General features: G+C 73.7%; 17 protein-coding genes. 11 read left to right on the forward strand and 6 right to left on the reverse strand.

The window, feature by feature from the left end:
- Positions 1–184: transposase family protein (locus VKZ81_RS12950; protein WP_324240431.1), on the forward strand; the 184-nt coding region annotated here is incomplete at its 5' end.
- A gap of 26 nt (positions 185–210) precedes the next feature.
- Here VKZ81_RS12950 and VKZ81_RS12955 read toward each other — a convergent pair.
- On the reverse strand, positions 211–774 hold the full coding sequence (locus tag VKZ81_RS12955) for a TetR/AcrR family transcriptional regulator (RefSeq protein ID WP_324241766.1): 564 nt from the start codon (positions 772–774) through the stop codon (positions 211–213).
- A 49-nt stretch (positions 775–823) separates the two neighbouring features.
- Here VKZ81_RS12955 and VKZ81_RS12960 point away from each other — a divergent pair, with 49 nt between their 5' ends.
- The 4 genes from VKZ81_RS12960 (at position 824) to VKZ81_RS12975 (ending at position 4,011) form a co-directional block, all read left to right on the forward strand.
- Positions 824–1,675, forward strand: a complete 852-nt coding sequence (locus tag VKZ81_RS12960) for a patatin-like phospholipase family protein (protein ID WP_324241767.1) — start codon at positions 824–826, stop codon at positions 1,673–1,675.
- Between the two features lie 29 nt (positions 1,676–1,704).
- Positions 1,705–2,532 carry an aldo/keto reductase gene (locus VKZ81_RS12965; RefSeq protein WP_324241768.1) on the forward strand — a complete coding sequence of 276 codons (828 nt, stop codon included), beginning with the start codon at positions 1,705–1,707 and terminating at the stop codon, positions 2,530–2,532.
- Between the two features lie 45 nt (positions 2,533–2,577).
- Positions 2,578–2,883 (forward strand): adhesin, encoded by a 306-nt coding sequence (locus VKZ81_RS12970; protein WP_324241769.1) that lies wholly within the window; start codon positions 2,578–2,580, stop codon positions 2,881–2,883.
- Positions 2,884–3,006: 123 nt separating this feature from the next.
- Positions 3,007–4,011 carry an aldo/keto reductase family protein gene (locus tag VKZ81_RS12975; protein ID WP_324241770.1) on the forward strand — a complete coding sequence of 335 codons (1,005 nt, stop codon included), beginning with the start codon at positions 3,007–3,009 and terminating at the stop codon, positions 4,009–4,011.
- 47 nt (positions 4,012–4,058) lie between these two features.
- Here the strand turns inward: VKZ81_RS12975 and VKZ81_RS12980 are convergent, their stop codons facing one another.
- Positions 4,059–5,696, reverse strand: a complete 1,638-nt coding sequence (locus tag VKZ81_RS12980) for an ABC-F family ATP-binding cassette domain-containing protein (RefSeq protein ID WP_324241771.1) — start codon at positions 5,694–5,696, stop codon at positions 4,059–4,061.
- 77 nt (positions 5,697–5,773) lie between these two features.
- Here VKZ81_RS12980 and VKZ81_RS12985 point away from each other — a divergent pair, with 77 nt between their 5' ends.
- A complete protein-coding gene (locus tag VKZ81_RS12985) occupies positions 5,774–6,607 on the forward strand; it encodes an alpha/beta fold hydrolase (RefSeq protein ID WP_324241772.1) in 834 nt (277 codons plus the stop codon).
- Here VKZ81_RS12985 and VKZ81_RS12990 read toward each other — a convergent pair.
- Positions 6,595–7,686: a spore photoproduct lyase family protein gene (locus tag VKZ81_RS12990; RefSeq protein WP_324241773.1), complete on the reverse strand. Its 1,092-nt coding sequence runs from the start codon at positions 7,684–7,686 to the stop codon at positions 6,595–6,597. The two genes, VKZ81_RS12985 and VKZ81_RS12990, sit on opposite strands and share 13 nt — an antisense overlap.
- Positions 7,687–7,762: 76 nt before the next feature.
- Between VKZ81_RS12990 and VKZ81_RS12995 the strand changes: the two genes are divergently transcribed.
- Both VKZ81_RS12995 and VKZ81_RS13000 read left to right on the forward strand, forming a co-directional pair.
- Complete coding sequence (locus VKZ81_RS12995) at positions 7,763–8,980, forward strand: MFS transporter (RefSeq protein WP_324241774.1); 1,218 nt, start codon at positions 7,763–7,765, stop codon at positions 8,978–8,980.
- Positions 8,981–8,991: 11 nt separating this feature from the next.
- Entirely contained in the window at positions 8,992–9,348 is a 357-nt protein-coding gene (locus VKZ81_RS13000) for a MerR family transcriptional regulator (RefSeq protein ID WP_324241775.1), read from the forward strand.
- A 10-nt stretch (positions 9,349–9,358) separates the two neighbouring features.
- Here the strand turns inward: VKZ81_RS13000 and VKZ81_RS13005 are convergent, their stop codons facing one another.
- From VKZ81_RS13005 to VKZ81_RS13015, 3 genes are read right to left on the reverse strand one after another with little or no spacing between them, the layout of a single operon-like run.
- Complete coding sequence (locus tag VKZ81_RS13005; protein ID WP_324241776.1) at positions 9,359–10,687, reverse strand: MGH1-like glycoside hydrolase domain-containing protein; 1,329 nt, start codon at positions 10,685–10,687, stop codon at positions 9,359–9,361.
- Entirely contained in the window at positions 10,680–11,489 is an 810-nt protein-coding gene (locus tag VKZ81_RS13010) for a sugar phosphate isomerase/epimerase family protein (protein ID WP_324241777.1), read from the reverse strand. The genes VKZ81_RS13005 and VKZ81_RS13010 overlap by 8 nt, the downstream gene beginning before the upstream one ends.
- Positions 11,486–12,589, reverse strand: a complete 1,104-nt coding sequence (locus VKZ81_RS13015; RefSeq protein WP_324241778.1) for a zinc-binding dehydrogenase — start codon at positions 12,587–12,589, stop codon at positions 11,486–11,488. The genes VKZ81_RS13010 and VKZ81_RS13015 overlap by 4 nt, the downstream gene beginning before the upstream one ends.
- Positions 12,590–12,771: 182 nt before the next feature.
- Here VKZ81_RS13015 and VKZ81_RS13020 point away from each other — a divergent pair, with 182 nt between their 5' ends.
- The 3 genes from VKZ81_RS13020 to VKZ81_RS13030 are packed head-to-tail and all read left to right on the forward strand — an operon-like array spanning position 12,772 to position 16,090.
- Complete coding sequence (locus VKZ81_RS13020; protein WP_324241779.1) at positions 12,772–14,154, forward strand: ABC transporter substrate-binding protein; 1,383 nt, start codon at positions 12,772–12,774, stop codon at positions 14,152–14,154.
- The gene (locus VKZ81_RS13025; RefSeq protein WP_324241780.1) at positions 14,151–15,167 is read left to right on the forward strand and encodes a carbohydrate ABC transporter permease; all 1,017 of its coding nucleotides are present in this window, start codon (positions 14,151–14,153) and stop codon (positions 15,165–15,167) included. Before VKZ81_RS13020 ends, VKZ81_RS13025 begins: the two co-directional genes overlap by 4 nt.
- Positions 15,167–16,090, forward strand: coding sequence for a carbohydrate ABC transporter permease (locus VKZ81_RS13030; RefSeq protein ID WP_324241781.1), 924 nt, complete (start codon positions 15,167–15,169; stop codon positions 16,088–16,090). Before VKZ81_RS13025 ends, VKZ81_RS13030 begins: the two co-directional genes overlap by 1 nt.
- Position 16,091: the final 1 nt, after the last annotated feature.

Genomic DNA, 16,091 nt, shown 5'->3' on the forward strand with positions numbered 1-16,091 from the left:
CCCCAGCCAGCAGGCCTACAACCTGCTCCACACCTGCCTACGCGGCCTCGGTGAACGAGCCATGGCCATGTTGAAGACCCGGTGGCGGGCCCTGCAACGCGTCACCCTCAGCCCCAGCCGCATCGGCGCCATCACCCAAGCCGCCCTGGTCCTGACCCAACAGGAACACCAGGGCCGCTACTGAGAACACCTCATTCATGAAGCTGCACCTCAGGAATGTGGCTTTCCTGAAATCCGGGGTCGTGTCCCGAGCAGCGCGAGCAGCCCGCGGCAGGCCCGGTCGAGCGCGTCCGCGTCGTCGCTCAGCCGGGACGTGACGTAGCCGCCCTGCACGACGGCGCAGATGGCTTCGACGACGCCCTCGACGTCGTCGGCGCCGGTCGCCCGCACCGCGGGCCGCAGCAGGCCGCGCAGGTGCTCGAAGTAGGCGCTGACGGGTGCCCGCAGCGCGGCGTTCGCGCGGACCTCGGGGTCGAAGGCGAGCCGGCCCAGCCGGCAGCCGTCGAGCGCGGGGCGCGGCCGGGTCAGGTAGGCGCGCAGCTGCTCGGGTCCCGTGGGGTGCGCGGAGAACACCTCGTCGGTCTCGGCGGTGAGATCGGCGGCGAGCGCTGCGATCGCGGCCTCGGCCCACGCCGACTTCGTGGCGAAGTGGTGGTAGAGGCTGCCCTGCCCCACACCGCTGCGGGCCAGCAGCATGGCGGGGCTGGTGGCTGCCACGCCGCGTTCCCAGACGAGCTGCTTCGCGGCGTCGAGCAGCTTCGTGCGCGAGTCCACGCTGGCATACCTACTAGTAGGTATGCCAGTCGTCAACTACGGTTCCCGCATGCGCAGGGCGCTCGTCCTCGGCGGCGGCGGGGTCACCGGGGTCGCGTGGGAGCTCGGGATGCTGTGCGGCCTGCGGGAGCGCGGCATCGACCTCGCGGGCGCCGACCTGATCGTCGGCACCTCGGCCGGGGCGATCGTGGGCACGCAGCTCGCCACCGGCGTCGACCCGGAGGAGCGCTACGCCGCTCAGCTCGTGCCGCCCGACGGCGAGGTCGCCGCCGCGCTCGGCGTGGGCGCGGCGGCGCGGCTCGTCCTCGCCGCGCTGACCGGGAGCAGGGACCCGCAGCGGGTGCGGGCGCGGATCGGGCGGTTCGCGCTGCGCGCGCGGACCGGCCCGGCCGCGGAGCGGGTCGAGGTGATCGGGCGCCGGCTGCCGGTGCACGAGTGGCCGGAGCGTCCGCTGCGGATCACGGCGGTCGACGCCCGCACGGGCGAGTTCGTCGTGCTCGACCGCGACAGCGGGGTGCCGCTCGTGGAGGCCGTCGCGGCCAGCTGCGCGGTGCCCGGCGTCTGGGCGCCGGTCGGCACGGGCGGGCGCCGGCTCGTGGACGGCGGGCTGCGCTCCCCCGCCAACGCCGACCTCGCCGCCGGGTGCGAACGGGTCGTGGTGCTGGCGCCGACCGTGCGCGGCATCGGGCCCGTGACCCCGGTCGCGCCCCAGGTCGCGGCGCTGCGGGCGGCGGGGGCCCGGGTGGCGCTGGTGAGCCCGGACGCCGCGGCGCGGGCGGCCATCGGGCGCAACGCGCTGGATCCGGCGCGCCGCGCGGCCGCCGCGCGGGCCGGGCGGGAGCAGGCGGCGGCCGCCGCCTGCGAGGTCGCGGACGCGTGGGGTGACGGGTGTCGCCGGTAGGCGCGGGCCACGAGGGGTAGACAGGAGGCATGTCGCAGGTACCCAACATCCGTCTGAACAACGGCGTGCAGATCCCGCAGTTCGGCTTCGGCGTCTTCCAGATCGAGCCGGCGCGGACGGCCGAGGCCGTGCGCACCGCCCTCGAGGCCGGCTACCGGCACATCGACACGGCGCAGGGCTACGGCAACGAGGAGGGCGTCGGGCAGGCGGTCCGGGAGTCGGGGCTGCCGCGCGACGAGGTGTTCATCACCACGAAGCTCATCAACAGCAGGCACGGCTACGACGAGGCCATCGCCGCGCTCGACGAGAGCCTCCAGAAGCTCGGCCTCGACTACGTCGACCTCTACCTCATCCACTGGCCGCGGCCGCACGCCGACCGCTACGTCGAGACGTGGCGCGCCTTCGAGAAGATCCTCTCCGACGGCAAGGCCCGCTCGATCGGCGTGTCCAACTTCCAGGTCCCGCACCTGCAGCGGCTGGCCGCCGAGACCGGCACCGTGCCCGCCGTGAACCAGATCGAGCTGCACCCCTGGCTCATCCAGCGTGAGCTGCGCGAATACCACCGCGAGCACGGCATCGCGACGGAGGCGTGGAGCCCGATCGGCAAGGGTGGGGACCTGCTGCGGGAGGAGCGGATCGTCGCCCTCGCCGAGAAGTACGGCAAGACCCCGGCCCAGGTCGTGCTGCGCTGGCACATCCAGCACGGCAACATCGTCTTCCCGAAGTCGGTCACGCCGTCGCGGATCCGGGAGAACATCGACATCTTCGACTTCGAGCTCTCCGCCGACGACGTCGCCGCGATCGACGGCCTCGACCGCGGCACCCGACTGGGTCCGGACCCGGACACCTTCGGCTGAGCCACGCCCTGCGAGGTCGTCCGAACACGCCTACTCTGGCGCGGCATGTTGGCAATCACCGATACGGCGGCCGAAGCCATCAGGACCCTGACCGCTGACGCCGAGCTGCCCGAGGGGGGCGGGCTGCGCATCTCCGCCCCCGATCCCGAGCAGGGGCTGGAGCTGTCCCTGGCCGGCCGGCCGAACACGGACGACGTCGTGTTGTCCGGGGACGGAGTGAGCGTCTTCCTGGAGCCGGTGGTCGCCCAAGTTCTCGACGACAAGGTGCTGGACGTGCAGCCGGTCGCCGGCCCCGACGGGGGGCAGGAACTGCGCTTCGCGATCGGCGTGCAGGAACGACCCGAGGCCTGATCAGGCAAGATCCGACCGACCGGCGGGTGGCCCGCGACGCGGGCCGCCCGCCGCCCTCCTCGCGGCCTGCGCTCCTGCCCACAGCTCATCCGACACGTCGTCGGGTGGGCATAGGGTTTCGCCGTGGAACACCGTTACCTCGGCCGGTCCGGCCTGAAGGTCTCCGAGATCACCTACGGCAACTGGATCACCCACGGCTCCCAGGTCGAGAACGACGCCGCCATCGCGTGCGTGCGCGCCGCCCTCGACGCCGGGATCACCACGTTCGACACCGCCGACGCCTACGCCAACGGCGCGGCGGAGACCGTGCTCGGCGAGGCGCTGAAGGGCCAGCGGCGCGCCTCGCTGGAGATCCTCACCAAGGTCTACTGGCCCACCGGCCCGAAGGGCCCCAACGACTCCGGGCTGTCCCGCAAGCACATCATGGAGTCGATCGACGGCAGCCTGCGCCGGCTGCAGACCGACTACGTCGACCTCTACCAGGCCCACCGCTACGACCACGAGACGCCGCTCGAGGAGACGATGCAGGCGTTCGCCGACGTCGTCCGCGCGGGCAAGGCCCTCTACATCGGCGTGAGCGAGTGGACCGCGCAGCAGCTGCGCGAGGGCCAGGCCCTGGCCAAGGAGCTCGGCTTCTTGCTGGTGTCCAACCAGCCGCAGTACTCGATGCTGTGGCGGGTGATCGAGGCGGAGGTGGTGCCCGCCTCACGGGAGCTGGGCATCAGCCAGATCGTCTTCTCGCCGATCGCGCAGGGCGCGCTCACCGGCAAGTACAAGCCCGGTGCGCCGCCCCCGCCCGGTTCGCGCGCCACCGACGAGAAGGGTGGTGCGGCGTTCATCCGGCGCTGGCTGGACGACGACACGCTCACCCGCATCCAGGACCTCGCGCCGATCGCGGCCGACCTGGGCCTCACGATGGCCCAGCTCGCCGTGGCGTGGGTGTTGCAGAACGACAACGTCGCCTCCGCGATCATCGGCGCCAGCCGCCCCGAGCAGGTGGCCGACAACGTGCGCGCGAGCGGCGTGCGCCTGGAGCCCGATGTGCTCAAGCGCATCGACGAGGCGCTGGGCGACCAGGTGGAGCGCGACCCGGCGAAGACCCAGTCTCCGCCCACCCGCCCGAGCTGACGACGACGCGGCACGCCCGTCCGGGGCGCACCGGGCGGGCGCGCCGGTCAATGCTCGGTCAGCCGTCCGTCCCGCACGGTCCAGCGGCGGGTGGTGCGCACGGCGTCGAGCATCCGGCGGTCGTGGGTGACGAGCAGCACCGTGCCGGGGAAGGAGTCGAGCGCCTGCTCCAGCTGCTCGATCGCGGGCAGGTCGAGGTGGTTGGTCGGCTCGTCGAGCACGAGCAGGTTCACCTCGCGGGCCTGCAGCAGGGCCAGCGCGGCGCGGGTGCGCTCGCCCGGTGACAGCGAGGCGGCGGGGCGCAGCACGTGCTCCGCGGTCAGCCCGAACTTGGCCAGCAGCGTCCGCACGTCCGACTCGGTCCAGTCCGCGACCGCCTCACCGAACGCCCGCAGCAGGCTCTCCGGGCCGAGGAACAGGCCGCGGGCCTGGTCGATCTCCCCGACCCGCACCCCCGAGCCGAGGCCCGCGCTGCCCTCGTCCACCGGGATCCGCCCGAGCAGCGCGCCGAGCAGCGTGGACTTGCCCGAGCCGTTGGCGCCGGTGATCACGATCCGGTCGGCCCAGTCGACCTGCGCGTCGACCGGGCCGAGGACGAACGAGCCGCGGCGGACGACGGCGCCGGTCAGCGACGCCACCACGGTGCCGGAGCGCGGGGCGGCGGCGATCGTCATCCGCAGCTCCCACTCCTTGCGCGGCTCCTCGACCACCTCGAGCCGCTCGATCATCCGCTGCGTCTGGCGGGCCTTCGCGGCCTGCTTCTCGCTGGCCTCGGCCCGCATCCTGCGGCCGAACTTGTCGTTGTCGGTGGCCTTGCGGCGGGCGTTGCGCACGCCCTGGGCCATCCAGTTGCGCTGCATGAGCGCGCGCGCCTTGAGCTCGCTCAGCCGCTCGTCGTACTCCTCGTACGCCTCGCGCGCGTGCCGGCGCGCCACCTCGCGCTCGACGAGGTAGCTGTCGTATCCGCCGTCGTACACGCCGACCTTCTGCTGGGCGAGGTCGAGCTCGACGACGCGGTTGACGGTGCGGGCGAGGAACTCCCGGTCGTGGCTCACGACCACCGCCGGACTGCGCAGCCCCTGCACGAACCGCTCGAGCCGCTCCAGGCCGTCGAGGTCGAGGTCGTTGGTGGGCTCGTCGAGCAGCAGCACGTCGTAGCGCGACAACAGCAGCGCGGCGAGCCCCGCCCGCGCGGCCTGCCCGCCGGAGAGGGCGGTCATCGGCGCGTCGAGGTCGACGCCGAGCCCGACGTCGGCCGCGACCTCCGCGGCGCGCTCGTCCAGGTCGGCCCCGCCGAGGGAGAGCCAGCGGTCGAGCGCCGCGGCGTAGGCGTCGTCGGCGCCGGGCTCGGCGCGGGTGAGCGCCTCCGCCGCCGCGTCCATCGCGGCCTGGGCCGCGGCGACCCCGGTGCGGCGGGCGACGAACGCCGCCACGGTCTCGCCGGGCCGCCGCTCCGGCTCTTGCGGCAGGTGCCCGACCGTCGCGTCGGGCGGGCTGACCACGACCTTGCCGTCCTCGGGCTCCTGCTCGCCCGCGAGCAGCCGCAGCAGCGTCGACTTGCCCGCGCCGTTGGCGCCGACCAGCCCGACGACGTCACCGGGGGCGACGACCAGGTCGAGGCCCGAGAACAGGACGCGGGCGCCGTGGCCCGCCGCGAGGCTGGTGGCGTGGATCGTGGCGGTCATCTCGGGGTTCACGCTAGTGCGCGCCGCGAGCGGGTTCTCGCCCGACGTGGTGGGCGGTCACCGCCTAGCGTGCAGGGATGGACCTCGCCGAGACGCTGTCGTGGGAGGGGCGCCGCATCGCGTGGGGCCGCGCCGGGTCGGGCCCCGCCGTCGTGTTCTGCCACGGCACGCCGTGGTCGTCGTGGCTGTGGCGCCCGTTCGCCGAGGCCTTGCGCAGCGACTTCACCGTCTTCCTGTGGGACATGCCGGGCTACGGGCGCTCGTCGAAGGACCGGGGCCACCCGGTCGACTTCGGCGTGCAGGCCCGCGCGCTCGCAGCGCTGCTCGCGCACTGGGGCCTCGACCGGCCGCACGTCGTCGCGCACGACATCGGCGGGGTCGTCTCGCTGCGCGCCCACCTGGTGCACGAGGTGCCCTACGCGTCGCTGTTCCTGGCCGACGTCGTCGCGATCCCACCCGCGGGATCGCCGTTCTACCGGCTCGTGCAGCGGCACCCGGACGTGCTCTCGCAGGTGCCGCCGCACATCCACGAGGCGGTGGTCGGCGCGTACGTGGGCGACGCGGCACACCGGCAGCTGCGCGCGGACGACCTCGCCGCGCTCGTCGCCCCGTGGCTCGGCGACGCGGGGCAGCCGGCCTTCTACCGGCAGATCGCCGCGTACGACGAGCGCTTCCTCGTCGAGGTCGAGTCGCTGCTCGGCCGGATCGACATCCCGGTGACCCTGCTGTGGGGCGCCGAGGACGCCTGGATCCCCCTCGCCACGGGCGAGCGGCTCGCCGCCGCCATCCCGGGGGCGGCGCTCACCCGCGTCGAGGGCGCGGGGCACCTGATCCAGCTCGACGCCCCGGTCGCCCTCGCGACCGCGCTGCGCACCTGGCTCGCGACCCGCAACCCCGCTCAGAACGCGTAGCGCACCCGCAGCCACGGCGCGTGCGCGGCGATCAGGTCCTGCAGCGCCTGCACGCCCTCGCGCTTGGGGTGGTTGCGGTAGCGGACGTTCCACATGCCGGTCTGCGACCGCTTGGCCTGCTGCAGGTCGGGCCGCCAGAGCACGTCCTCGGCCTTGGGGTGCCAGCCGAGGTTGACCTCGTGCAGGTCGCGGTTGTGGGTGAGCATGATGATCTCGCACGCGGCCTGCTGCTTGAACGGCGCGCCGAGCTCGTCGTCGAGGCGCCGCAGGAGCTCGGCCCAGTCCCGCTCCCACCCGTCGCGCAGCACGACGGGCGAGAAGTTGAGGTGCACCTCGTAGCCGGCCTCGACGAAGTCGTCGATCGCGGCGATCCGCTCGCCGATGGTGCTGGTGCGGATGTCGAGCAGCTTGGCGTCGTTCTCCGGCATCAGCGAGAACCGGATGCGGGTGCGCCCGCGCGGGTCGTAGCCGAGCAGTTCGCGGTTGACGAACTTCGTCGCGAAGCTCGCCTTGGCCGTCGGCAGGTCGCGGAACGTGGCGACGAGGTCGGCCACGTTGTCGCTGACGAGCGCGTCCACCGAGCAGTCGCTGTTCTCGCCGATGTCGTAGACCCACGAGTGCGGGTCGACCTGGTCCGGCTCGGGCTTCGCGCCCTGCCGGGACACGTGCCCGCGCAGGTACCTCGTGATCCGGTCGATGTTGGTGAACACCGTGATCGGGTTGGCGTAGCCCTTGCGGCGCGGCACGTAGCAGTACGCGCAGGCCATGGCGCAGCCGTTGGACGTCGACGGGGCGATGAAGTCGCTGGAGCGGCCGTTGGGCCGGGCCGAGAGCGACTTCTTGACCCCGAGCACGAGCGTCTCGGTCGTGACCCGCACCCACCGGTCGACGTTGCCCGCGTTGCCGTGCAGTTCCGGGATCTGCCAGTGCGACGGCACCTCGACGATCTCGGCGTCGGGGAACCGGGACAGCACCTGTTGCCCGCGCGGCGAGGCGAGCGCCTCGGGTTCGGCGTAGATGGAGCGGACCTGGAGGAGGCGGGACGGGACGGTGGGCTGCGCGGTGGGTGGCGGCGTCACAAATCGGTTCAACAGTTGTTCATGACGGCCTGTTCCTTGACCTTGACGCGGGCGTCCACCTCTTAGCGTCCGCAGCATGATCAGGTCCGATCCGCGGCGGGGCTGGTTGCCCTGCCTGTTGCTGGTGACGTTCGTGGTGGGCACCGACGACTTCGTGATCGCGGGCCTGCTGCCCGCCATCGCGGGCGACCTCGCCGTCACCGAGGCCGCGGCCGGCCAGCTCGTGACGGCCTTCTCGATCACCTACGCGCTGGCGGCGCCGGTGCTCGCCGCGGCGGCGGCCGGGATCGACCGGCGGACGCTGCTGGGCGCGGGGCTCGCGGTGTTCGCGCTGGTCAACGCGGTTGCTGCGGTGGCGCCGTCGTACCCGGTTCTGATGGCGCTGCGGGTGCTCGCGGCAGCGGTGGCCGCGGCGATGACGCCGGTGGCGTTCACAGTGGCCGCGGCGCTGGCACGGCCGGAGCGGGTGGGGCGGGCGATCGGTGCGGTCGCCGCCGGGCTCACGGTCTCGCTGGTCGTGGGGGTGCCGCTGGGGAGCCTGCTGGGTGCCGCCTTCGGGTGGCGCTCGACGTTCTGGTTGGTCGCGGGGCTCGCCTCCGCCGGTGCCGCCGCGGTGGGGGCCGCCCTGCCCGCGCTCCCGGGGCGGCGGACCGGAGCCGGCCTCGGCACCGACCTGTTCGAGCGCCTGCGGCCGATCGGCGCCCCCGGGGTGCTGCCCGCGATCGGGGCCACCGCGGTCGCCGCCACCAGCAGCTTCGCGACCTACACCTACCTGGCGCCGGTCGTCCGCGAGCTCACGGGGGCGGGCGCGGAGCGGGTGGCGCTGGTCATCGGCGGCATCGGCGTCGCCGGCGCGCTGGGCACCGTGCTGGGCGGGCGGGCGACCGACCGCTTCGGTCCGGGCCGCACGCTCGTGTCCGCCCTCGCCGCGCAGGTCGCGGTGATCGCGGTCCTCGCCGTCGCCTGCGTCGTCGGCGCCGCCCCGTTCGCGCTGGTCGCGCTCTGCTACGCGGTGTGGGGCCTCGCCGGCTGGGCGTTCAACCCGCCGATGAACGCCCGCCTGCTCCGGCTCGCCCCCGAGGCGGGCACCGAGGTGGTCGCGCTCAACAGCAGCGCCCTGTACGTCGGGATGGCGCTCGGTGGCGCGCTCGGCGGCGCCGCGCTGGACGTGGGCGGCGTCGGCGCGGTACTCCTGGTCGCGACGGCGGTCGGTCTGGTGGGGCTCGTGCTGCTCGCCGGCTCGGTGGCCCGCGACCGGGCGCGGCGGCGCCGGACGGGGATCGGACTCGGATGAGGAGGTGCCGGGTGCGGATCGGTGAGCTGGCCCGCATCACGGGCGCGACCACCCGGGCCCTGCGCTACTACGAGGAGCGCGGGCTGCTCGGCCCGGGGCGCGGGGAGAACGGCTACCGCGACTACGGGCCGGAGGCCGTGGTGCGGGTGCGCAACATCCGCCGCCTCCTGGAGGCCGGCCTCACCAGCGACGACATCCGCGAGCTCGGGGCGTGCCTCGATCGCGACCTCGACCACGAACCCGCGTGCCGCGACGCCGTCGAGCGGTACGAGCGACGGCTCGCCGCGGTCGAGCGCCGCATCGACGCGCTGGTCGACGTGCACCGCAGCCTGCGCGAACAGCTCGAGCAGCTGCGCGCCCGCCGCTGACGGCCGCGGCTCAGTTCGGCGCGCCGGTGAGCCGCCGCGGCGGGGTGGGCGCGGGCGGCGAGCCCGGGGCGAGCAGGTCCAGGGTGAGCGCCGCCGACCAGCTGAAGTCCGAGACCCCGCGCCCGGCGCCGGTGGCCGGGTCGAAGTACTCGCGGAAGCCCTCCTGCCGGACGGCGTGGAGCATGGCCGCCCGCAGGGTCGCCGCCTCGTCGTGCCTGCCGTGGCGCTGCAGCCCGCGCATCACCAGCCAGCTGGTGTTGATCCAGGCCGGGCCGCGCCAGTACCGGGTGGTGTCGAAGGCCGGCCCGGTGAGGTCGTAGCTGGGCAGCGGCACGCGGTCGTTCAGCGCGAACCGCGGCCCGGTCATCCCGGCCACCAGCCTGTCGACCACGTCGGACGGTAGGTCGAGCACCAGCGGCACGAAGCCGCCGACGCAGCGCTCCGCGACGCGCGCACCGGTGCGGTCGAGCGCGAAGAAGTGCCCGGCCGCGGGGTCGTAGCAACGGGTGAGGAGGGCGTCGCGGATGGCCGCCGCGCGCTCGCGGTGCGGCTCGGACGGCTTGCCGATGATGTCGGCGATCTCGGCGAGCGCCTCCTCCGACCACGCGAGCAGCGCGTTGAACAGCGGGTCGACCGCGCGGAACAGGTGGGCGCCCTCCTCGTCGCGGTAGCCGTGCTCGCGGTAGTTCTCGACGATCGCGACGTAGCGGGCGTAGTCCGCGGCGGTGGGCCGCTCGGTGGGGTCGACGTGGTCGAGGTCGCGGCGCCGGTGTCCGGCGAGCACCTCGGCGCCCGCGTCCACCCGGGCCAGCTCCGCGTCCCACGCCGGGGAGTTGTCCTGGCCGGACTCCCACGGGTGCACGATCGTCACGAGCCCGTGGCCGTCGGAGCGCTCCCGCAGCAGGTAGTCGTGCTCGGCCTGAAGCGCCGGGTACAGGCGGCGCAGGAACCGCCTGCCCAGGGTGGGCGAGGCGCGGTGGACCGCGAGCGCCGCCACCGCGTGCACCGGCGGCTGCACGATCCCGGACGTCTCGCGGTGCGGCGCGCCCGGGACCTCCCGGGAGCGCCAGAAGTCGGGCCCGGGGAAGTAGGCGTCGCGGGCGACCGCGGGATTGAACACGATCTGGGGCACGCGCCCGTCGGCCCACTGCGCGGCGAAGAGCGACTCCAGCTCGAGCCGCCCGCGGCCGGGCGAGGTGCGCGCCCAGCCGATGGCGATGAACGCGGAGTCCCAGCTCCACTGGTGCGGGTAGAGCCTTCGCGACGGCACGGTGTGGCCGCGCTCCCAGTTGCCGCGCAGGACGGCGGCCGCGGCGCGGCCCAGCTCGAGGTCACGCATCCGCTGCCCCCGCGGCGCGCAGCGTGGCGGCGGCCTTCGGCAGGGCCTGCTCGGCGGGCCCGGACAGGCGGCACTCGACGGCCAGGTCGCCGGCGTAGCCGATGGCCGAGAGCGCGGCGACGAACGCGCCCCAGTCCAGGTGGCCCGCGCCGGGCTCGAGCCGGTTGGAGTCCGATACCTGCACGTGGTGCAGCCGGGGCGCGGCCGCGGCCAGGGCCGCGTGCGGGTCGGCCTCCTCGATGTTCATGTGGTAGGAGTCCGCGACCACGCCGACGGCGTCCAGCCCGGTGGCCTCGGCGAGCTCCACGGCCTGGTCGAGGCGGTTGACCATGTGGTCCTCGTAGCGGTTCAGCGGTTCGAGCAGGATCCGCACGCCCTCCCGCTGGGCGTGCTCGCCCAGCGCGCCGAGGGCGTCGAGCAGCACGGCGCGGTCGCCTGCCTCGTTGCGCGGCGGCGGGTCGAACGGGGGCAGCCGCCGGGAGAACATCCCGTACGACGCGGGCGTCATCGCCGCGGTGCCGCCGACCTCGGCGATCACCGACAGCATCGTGCGCATGTTCTCCAGCGCGTCGCGCCTGCGCTCGGCGTCGAAGTCGCCGATGAAGTGCAGCATCTCGACGCACACCGTGGGCATCACGACGCCGTCGCGGCGGGCCCGCCGCAGCTCGGGGAGTCGCTCCCGGATCCGGTGCCCGCCCTGCCCGCGCAGCTCGATGCCCGCGTAGCCGAACGCCTGCGCGGCGTCCCACTTCTCCTGCAGCGTGGCGCCGGGCAGCAGTTGCTCCTGGCAGGTGAGCCTCATGAGGCGCTCCGGAGGTCGGCGGGGGGTTCGGGGCGGAAGTCGAGGACGACCTGCAGCGCCGCCGCCGGGTCGGCGTCCAGCAGGGCGTAGGCGTCGGCGGCGTGCCGCGCGGGCACGACGTGGCTGACCAGCGACAGCACGTCGAGCCGGCCCGCCGCGACGAGGTCGACGACGGTGCGGTGCAGCCGCTCGGGGGTCCACCGCTGCGCGACGTGCAGCGGCGCCGATGAGATCTGCGAGGAGACGATCTGCACCTGGTTGTGGTGGAACTCCTCGCCGAGCCGCAGCCCGAGCCCGTCACCCTGGTAGAAGCCCGCCGCGACGACCCGGCCCCCGACCGCGCAGCTGCGCACGGCCTCGTGCAGGGCCCGGTAGGAGCCGCTGATCTCGATGCACACGTCGGCGCCGCGGCCGTCGGTGAGCCGCCTGACCCGCTCGCCCACGTCGTCGGCCGCCGGGTCGAGTACGTGCGCGGCGCCGAACGCGGCGGCCCGCTCGCGCCGGGCCGCGATCCCGTCGACGGCGACGACGTCCGCGCCGCTGCCGCGGGTGAGCTGGGTGGCGATCAGCCCGAGCACGCCCTGGCCGAACACGGCGACGGTCTCGCCGATGTGCACGTCGGCGGCGAGCACGGCGTTGAGCGCGACGGCGCCGACGCGGGCGAACGTGCCCGCCAGCGGGTCGAGGCCCGCCGGGAGCACGCGGCCCTCGACCTTCTCGACCGGCAGCACGACCTCGCCCGTGTGGCTCCACAGCCCCCACGCGGTGACGCCGAGCAGCGCGTCGTCGACGCCCGCCCCGAGCTCGACGACCTCGCCGACCTCGCTGTAGCCCCAGGCGGTGTTCGGGTAGGCGCCGGTCGCGGGCTCGGCGACGAACAGCCTGCGGTCGGGGTCCCAGCGCCGGTCGAGGTGCGGGTTGGTGCCCCGGTAGAGGGTCAGCTCGGTGCCCGCGGAGATCCCGGAGTAGAGGGTGCGCACCCGCACGTGACCAGGCGGGACGGCGGTGCGGGGGGACCGCAGCAGCTCGACCCGGCGGGGCCCGGTGAGCGCCACCGTGAGCGGGTCCCCGTCGGGGGCCTCCGCCTCCTCGGATTCCATGCGGCCGACCTCGCTCTCTGCGTCATGTCTGACGTTTAAGACGCTAGCATCACGCGTATTACGACTGTGCATCAGTCAAAAAAAGACCCGCCCAGCGGTTGTGGATCACCCGTCCGGCGGGTTCACTTGCGGCGCGTTCAAGCGCACCGACGCTGCTGCCGGAGGGACAAGTGATGAGAACCGTGACCCGCCGTGTCGGAATCGCCGTCGGGCTCGTGGCCGTCATGGCGGTCTCCGCCTGCGGCGGGGGCGGCGACGGTGACGGCGAGGGCAACACGATCACCGTGTGGACCGCCGACACCCTGCCCGACCGCGTGGCCGCCACCCAGGCGATCATCGACCGGTTCACCCAGGAGACCGGGATCCAGGTCGAGCTCGTCGGGGTGGAGGAGGACCAGTTCAACCAGACGCTGACCGCGTCGGCCGCGGCCGGTGATCTCCCCGACGTGATCGGTTCGATCCCGCTGTCGTCGGTGAACACCCTCGCGATCAACGACCTGACGAACACCGACGCCAACCAGGCGGTGATCGACGCGCTCGGCGCGGACACCTGGAACCAGCCCGCCCTGGAGCTCACGCGCGACGGCGACCGCCAGCTCGCGGTGCCGAGCGAGGCGTGGTCGCAGCTGCTGTACTACCGCCGCGACCTGTTCGACGCGGCGGGCCTGCCCGCGCCCACCACCTACGACGCGATCATGAACGCGGCGCGCACCCTGCACACGCAGGGGCGGGTCGGCTTCGTCGGCGCCACGGCGCCGGGCGACGCGTTCACCCAGCAGACGTTCGAGCACTTCGCGCTGGCCAACGGCTGCGAGATGGTCGACCAGGCCGGCGAGATCACGATGGACAGCCCGCAGTGCGTGGCGGCGTTCGACTTCTACCGGCAGCTGATCACCGACTACTCGGTGCCGGGTGCGCAGGACGTCGACAGCGTGCGGTCGAACTACTTCGCGGGCGGCGCGGCGATGGCCGTCTGGTCGACGTTCCTGCTCGACGAGCTCGCCGGGCTGCGCGACGACGCCATGCCCAGCTGCCCCGAGTGCACGGCCGACCCGCGGTTCCTCGCCGGCAACACCGGCATCGTCGCCGCGCTGCAGGGGCCGGACGGCACCCAGCCCGCCCAGTTCGGCGAGGTGATCTCGTGGACGATCACCGCCGAGGCCGACGCCGAGGCGTCCCAGCGGTTCGTGCAGTACATGATGAGCGACGGCTACGTCGACTGGCTGGCGTTCGCGCCGGAGGGCAAGTACCCGGCCCGCACCGGCAGCTCGCCCGGCGCCGCCGACTTCGTCGACCGGTGGGAGACGCTGCCGATCGGCGTGGACCGCAAGGCGCCGATGACCGAGCTGTACTCGCAGGACGTGCTCGACGCGCTCCAGACCGGCCCGGACGAATTCTCCCGGTGGGGCTTCCCGCAGGGGCAGGGCCAGCTGATCGGGGCGTCGCTCGGCGAGCTGCCCGTGCCGGCCGCGGTCGCCGCGGTCACCAGCGGCGGGACCGACGCCCAGGGGGCCGCCAGGCAGGCCGCCGACGCCCTGCGCGCCATCCAGGACAGCCTGCGGTGAGCACGGGCACCGGCCTCGGGTCGGCGCCACCCGGCCCGGTCTCCGGTTCGGACGCCGCCCGGCCCCGCAGCGGCCGGGCGGCGCGCACCCTCACGCAGTCCGACGCGCGGGCGGGGATCGCGCTGATCTCCCCGACGCTGGTCGTCGTCCTCGTGATGGTCGTCGTGCCGATCATCTGGACGGTGCTGCTGGCGTTCCAGCGGCTGCGCCTGCTCAACCTGCGCAGCTCGGGGCTCTTCGGCGAGTTCACCCTCAACAACTTCGACAACGTGTTCACCGCGCCCGGGTTCTGGGGCGCGCTCGCGACCACGCTCACCTACTCCGTGCTGGGCACGGCGGGGGCGATCGGGCTCGGCCTGGTGGCGGCGCTCGCGCTGCGCAGGCCGTTCCGCGGCCGCGGGATCGTGCGGGCGCTGATGCTGCTGCCGTACGTGGCGCCGATCGTCGCGGCGACGTTCGCGTGGTCCACGATGCTCAACCCGCAGTTCGGCGTCGTGAACCACTGGGGAGCCCGGCTGCTGGGCTGGGACGAGCCGATCGCGTTCCTGTCCCAGCGCAGCAGCGACATCTCGCTCTTCGGCCTCACGATCGGCGTGCCGACGGCACTGCTCACCGTGATCGCGTTCGAGGCGTGGCGGTCGTTCCCGTTCGCGTTCCTGTTCCTGACCGCGCGGCTGCAGGCGGTTCCCGCCACGCTGGAGGAGGCCGCCACCGTCGACGGGGCCACGCTCACCCAGCGTTTCCGCCACATCCTGCTGCCGCAGCTGATGCCCACGATCGCGGTGCTGGCCGTCCTGCGGTTCATCTGGACGTTCAACAACTTCGACGACATCTACCTGCTCACCGGCGGTGGCGCGGGCACCGAGGTGGTGGCGGTCTCGGTGTTCAACGCCCTCACCGCCCGCGGGGACATCGGCGGCGCCGCCGCGCAGGCGCTCGCGCTCGCCGCGATCCTCGCCGCCCTCATCGGCCTGTACCTGTGGCGGTTCGCACCGCGCGAGGAGCGCTCCTGATGGCCACCACCACGACCGAGACCGCGCCGCCGCCTGCCGCCCCGCAGCGGCGGGGCTGGAGCCGTGACACCGTCGAGACCCGGGTGTTCGGGGTGCTGCGGGTCGTGACGATCGCGTTCCTGCTGGTCGTCACGGTCTTCCCCTTCTACTACACGGTCCTGCTGTCGCTGCGGCCGCTGGACCGGGTGCTGCAGGACCCGGGGGCGCTGTGGGTGCCGCCGTCCGAGGTGAGCCTCGGTAGCTACGGAGCGGTGGTCGCCCCGCAGAGCGCGGGCGGCCAGGGCTTCCTGAACTTCATCGTCAACAGCGCGCTCGTCGCCTTCGGCACGGTGGCGGTCACGCTGCTGATCGCGCTGCCCGGCGCCTACGCCGTGAGCCGCCTGCAGTTCTTCGGCCGCCGCCAGGTCAGCGTGCTGTTCCTGGCCGTCTACCTGTTCCCGCCGATCCTGCTCGCGGTGCCGCTGTTCGTGTTCTTCACGCGGATCGGGCTGCGCGGCACGCTCGTCGGGCTGCTGATCGTGTACGTGTCGCAGGTCGTCGCGGTGTCGATCTACATGCTGCGCAACTACTTCGACACCGTGCCGGCGAGCCTCGAGGAGGCGGCGGCGATCGACGGCTGCTCCCGGCTCGGGGTGATGTGGCGGATCAGCCTGCCGCTCGCGATGCCGGCGATCATCGCGAACGCCCTGTTCATCTTCATGATCGCCTGGAACGAGTTCCTGTTCGCGCTGCTGTTCCTCATCGAGTCGCGGGACCGCTGGACCGTGTCGCTCGGGCTGTCGCAGCTCGCGGGCAGCATCGAGATCCCGACGACCGTCCTGATGGCCGGCTCGGTCATCGTGACGGTCCCGATCGTCGTCCTGTTCTTCGCGAGCGAGCGGCTGCTCACCGAGGGGCTCACGGCGGGCGCCGAGAAGGGCTGAG

Origin of the sequence: Pseudonocardia sp. (assembly GCF_035305885.1) — a bacterium.
In the GTDB taxonomy this organism is placed as follows: domain Bacteria; phylum Actinomycetota; class Actinomycetes; order Mycobacteriales; family Pseudonocardiaceae; genus Pseudonocardia.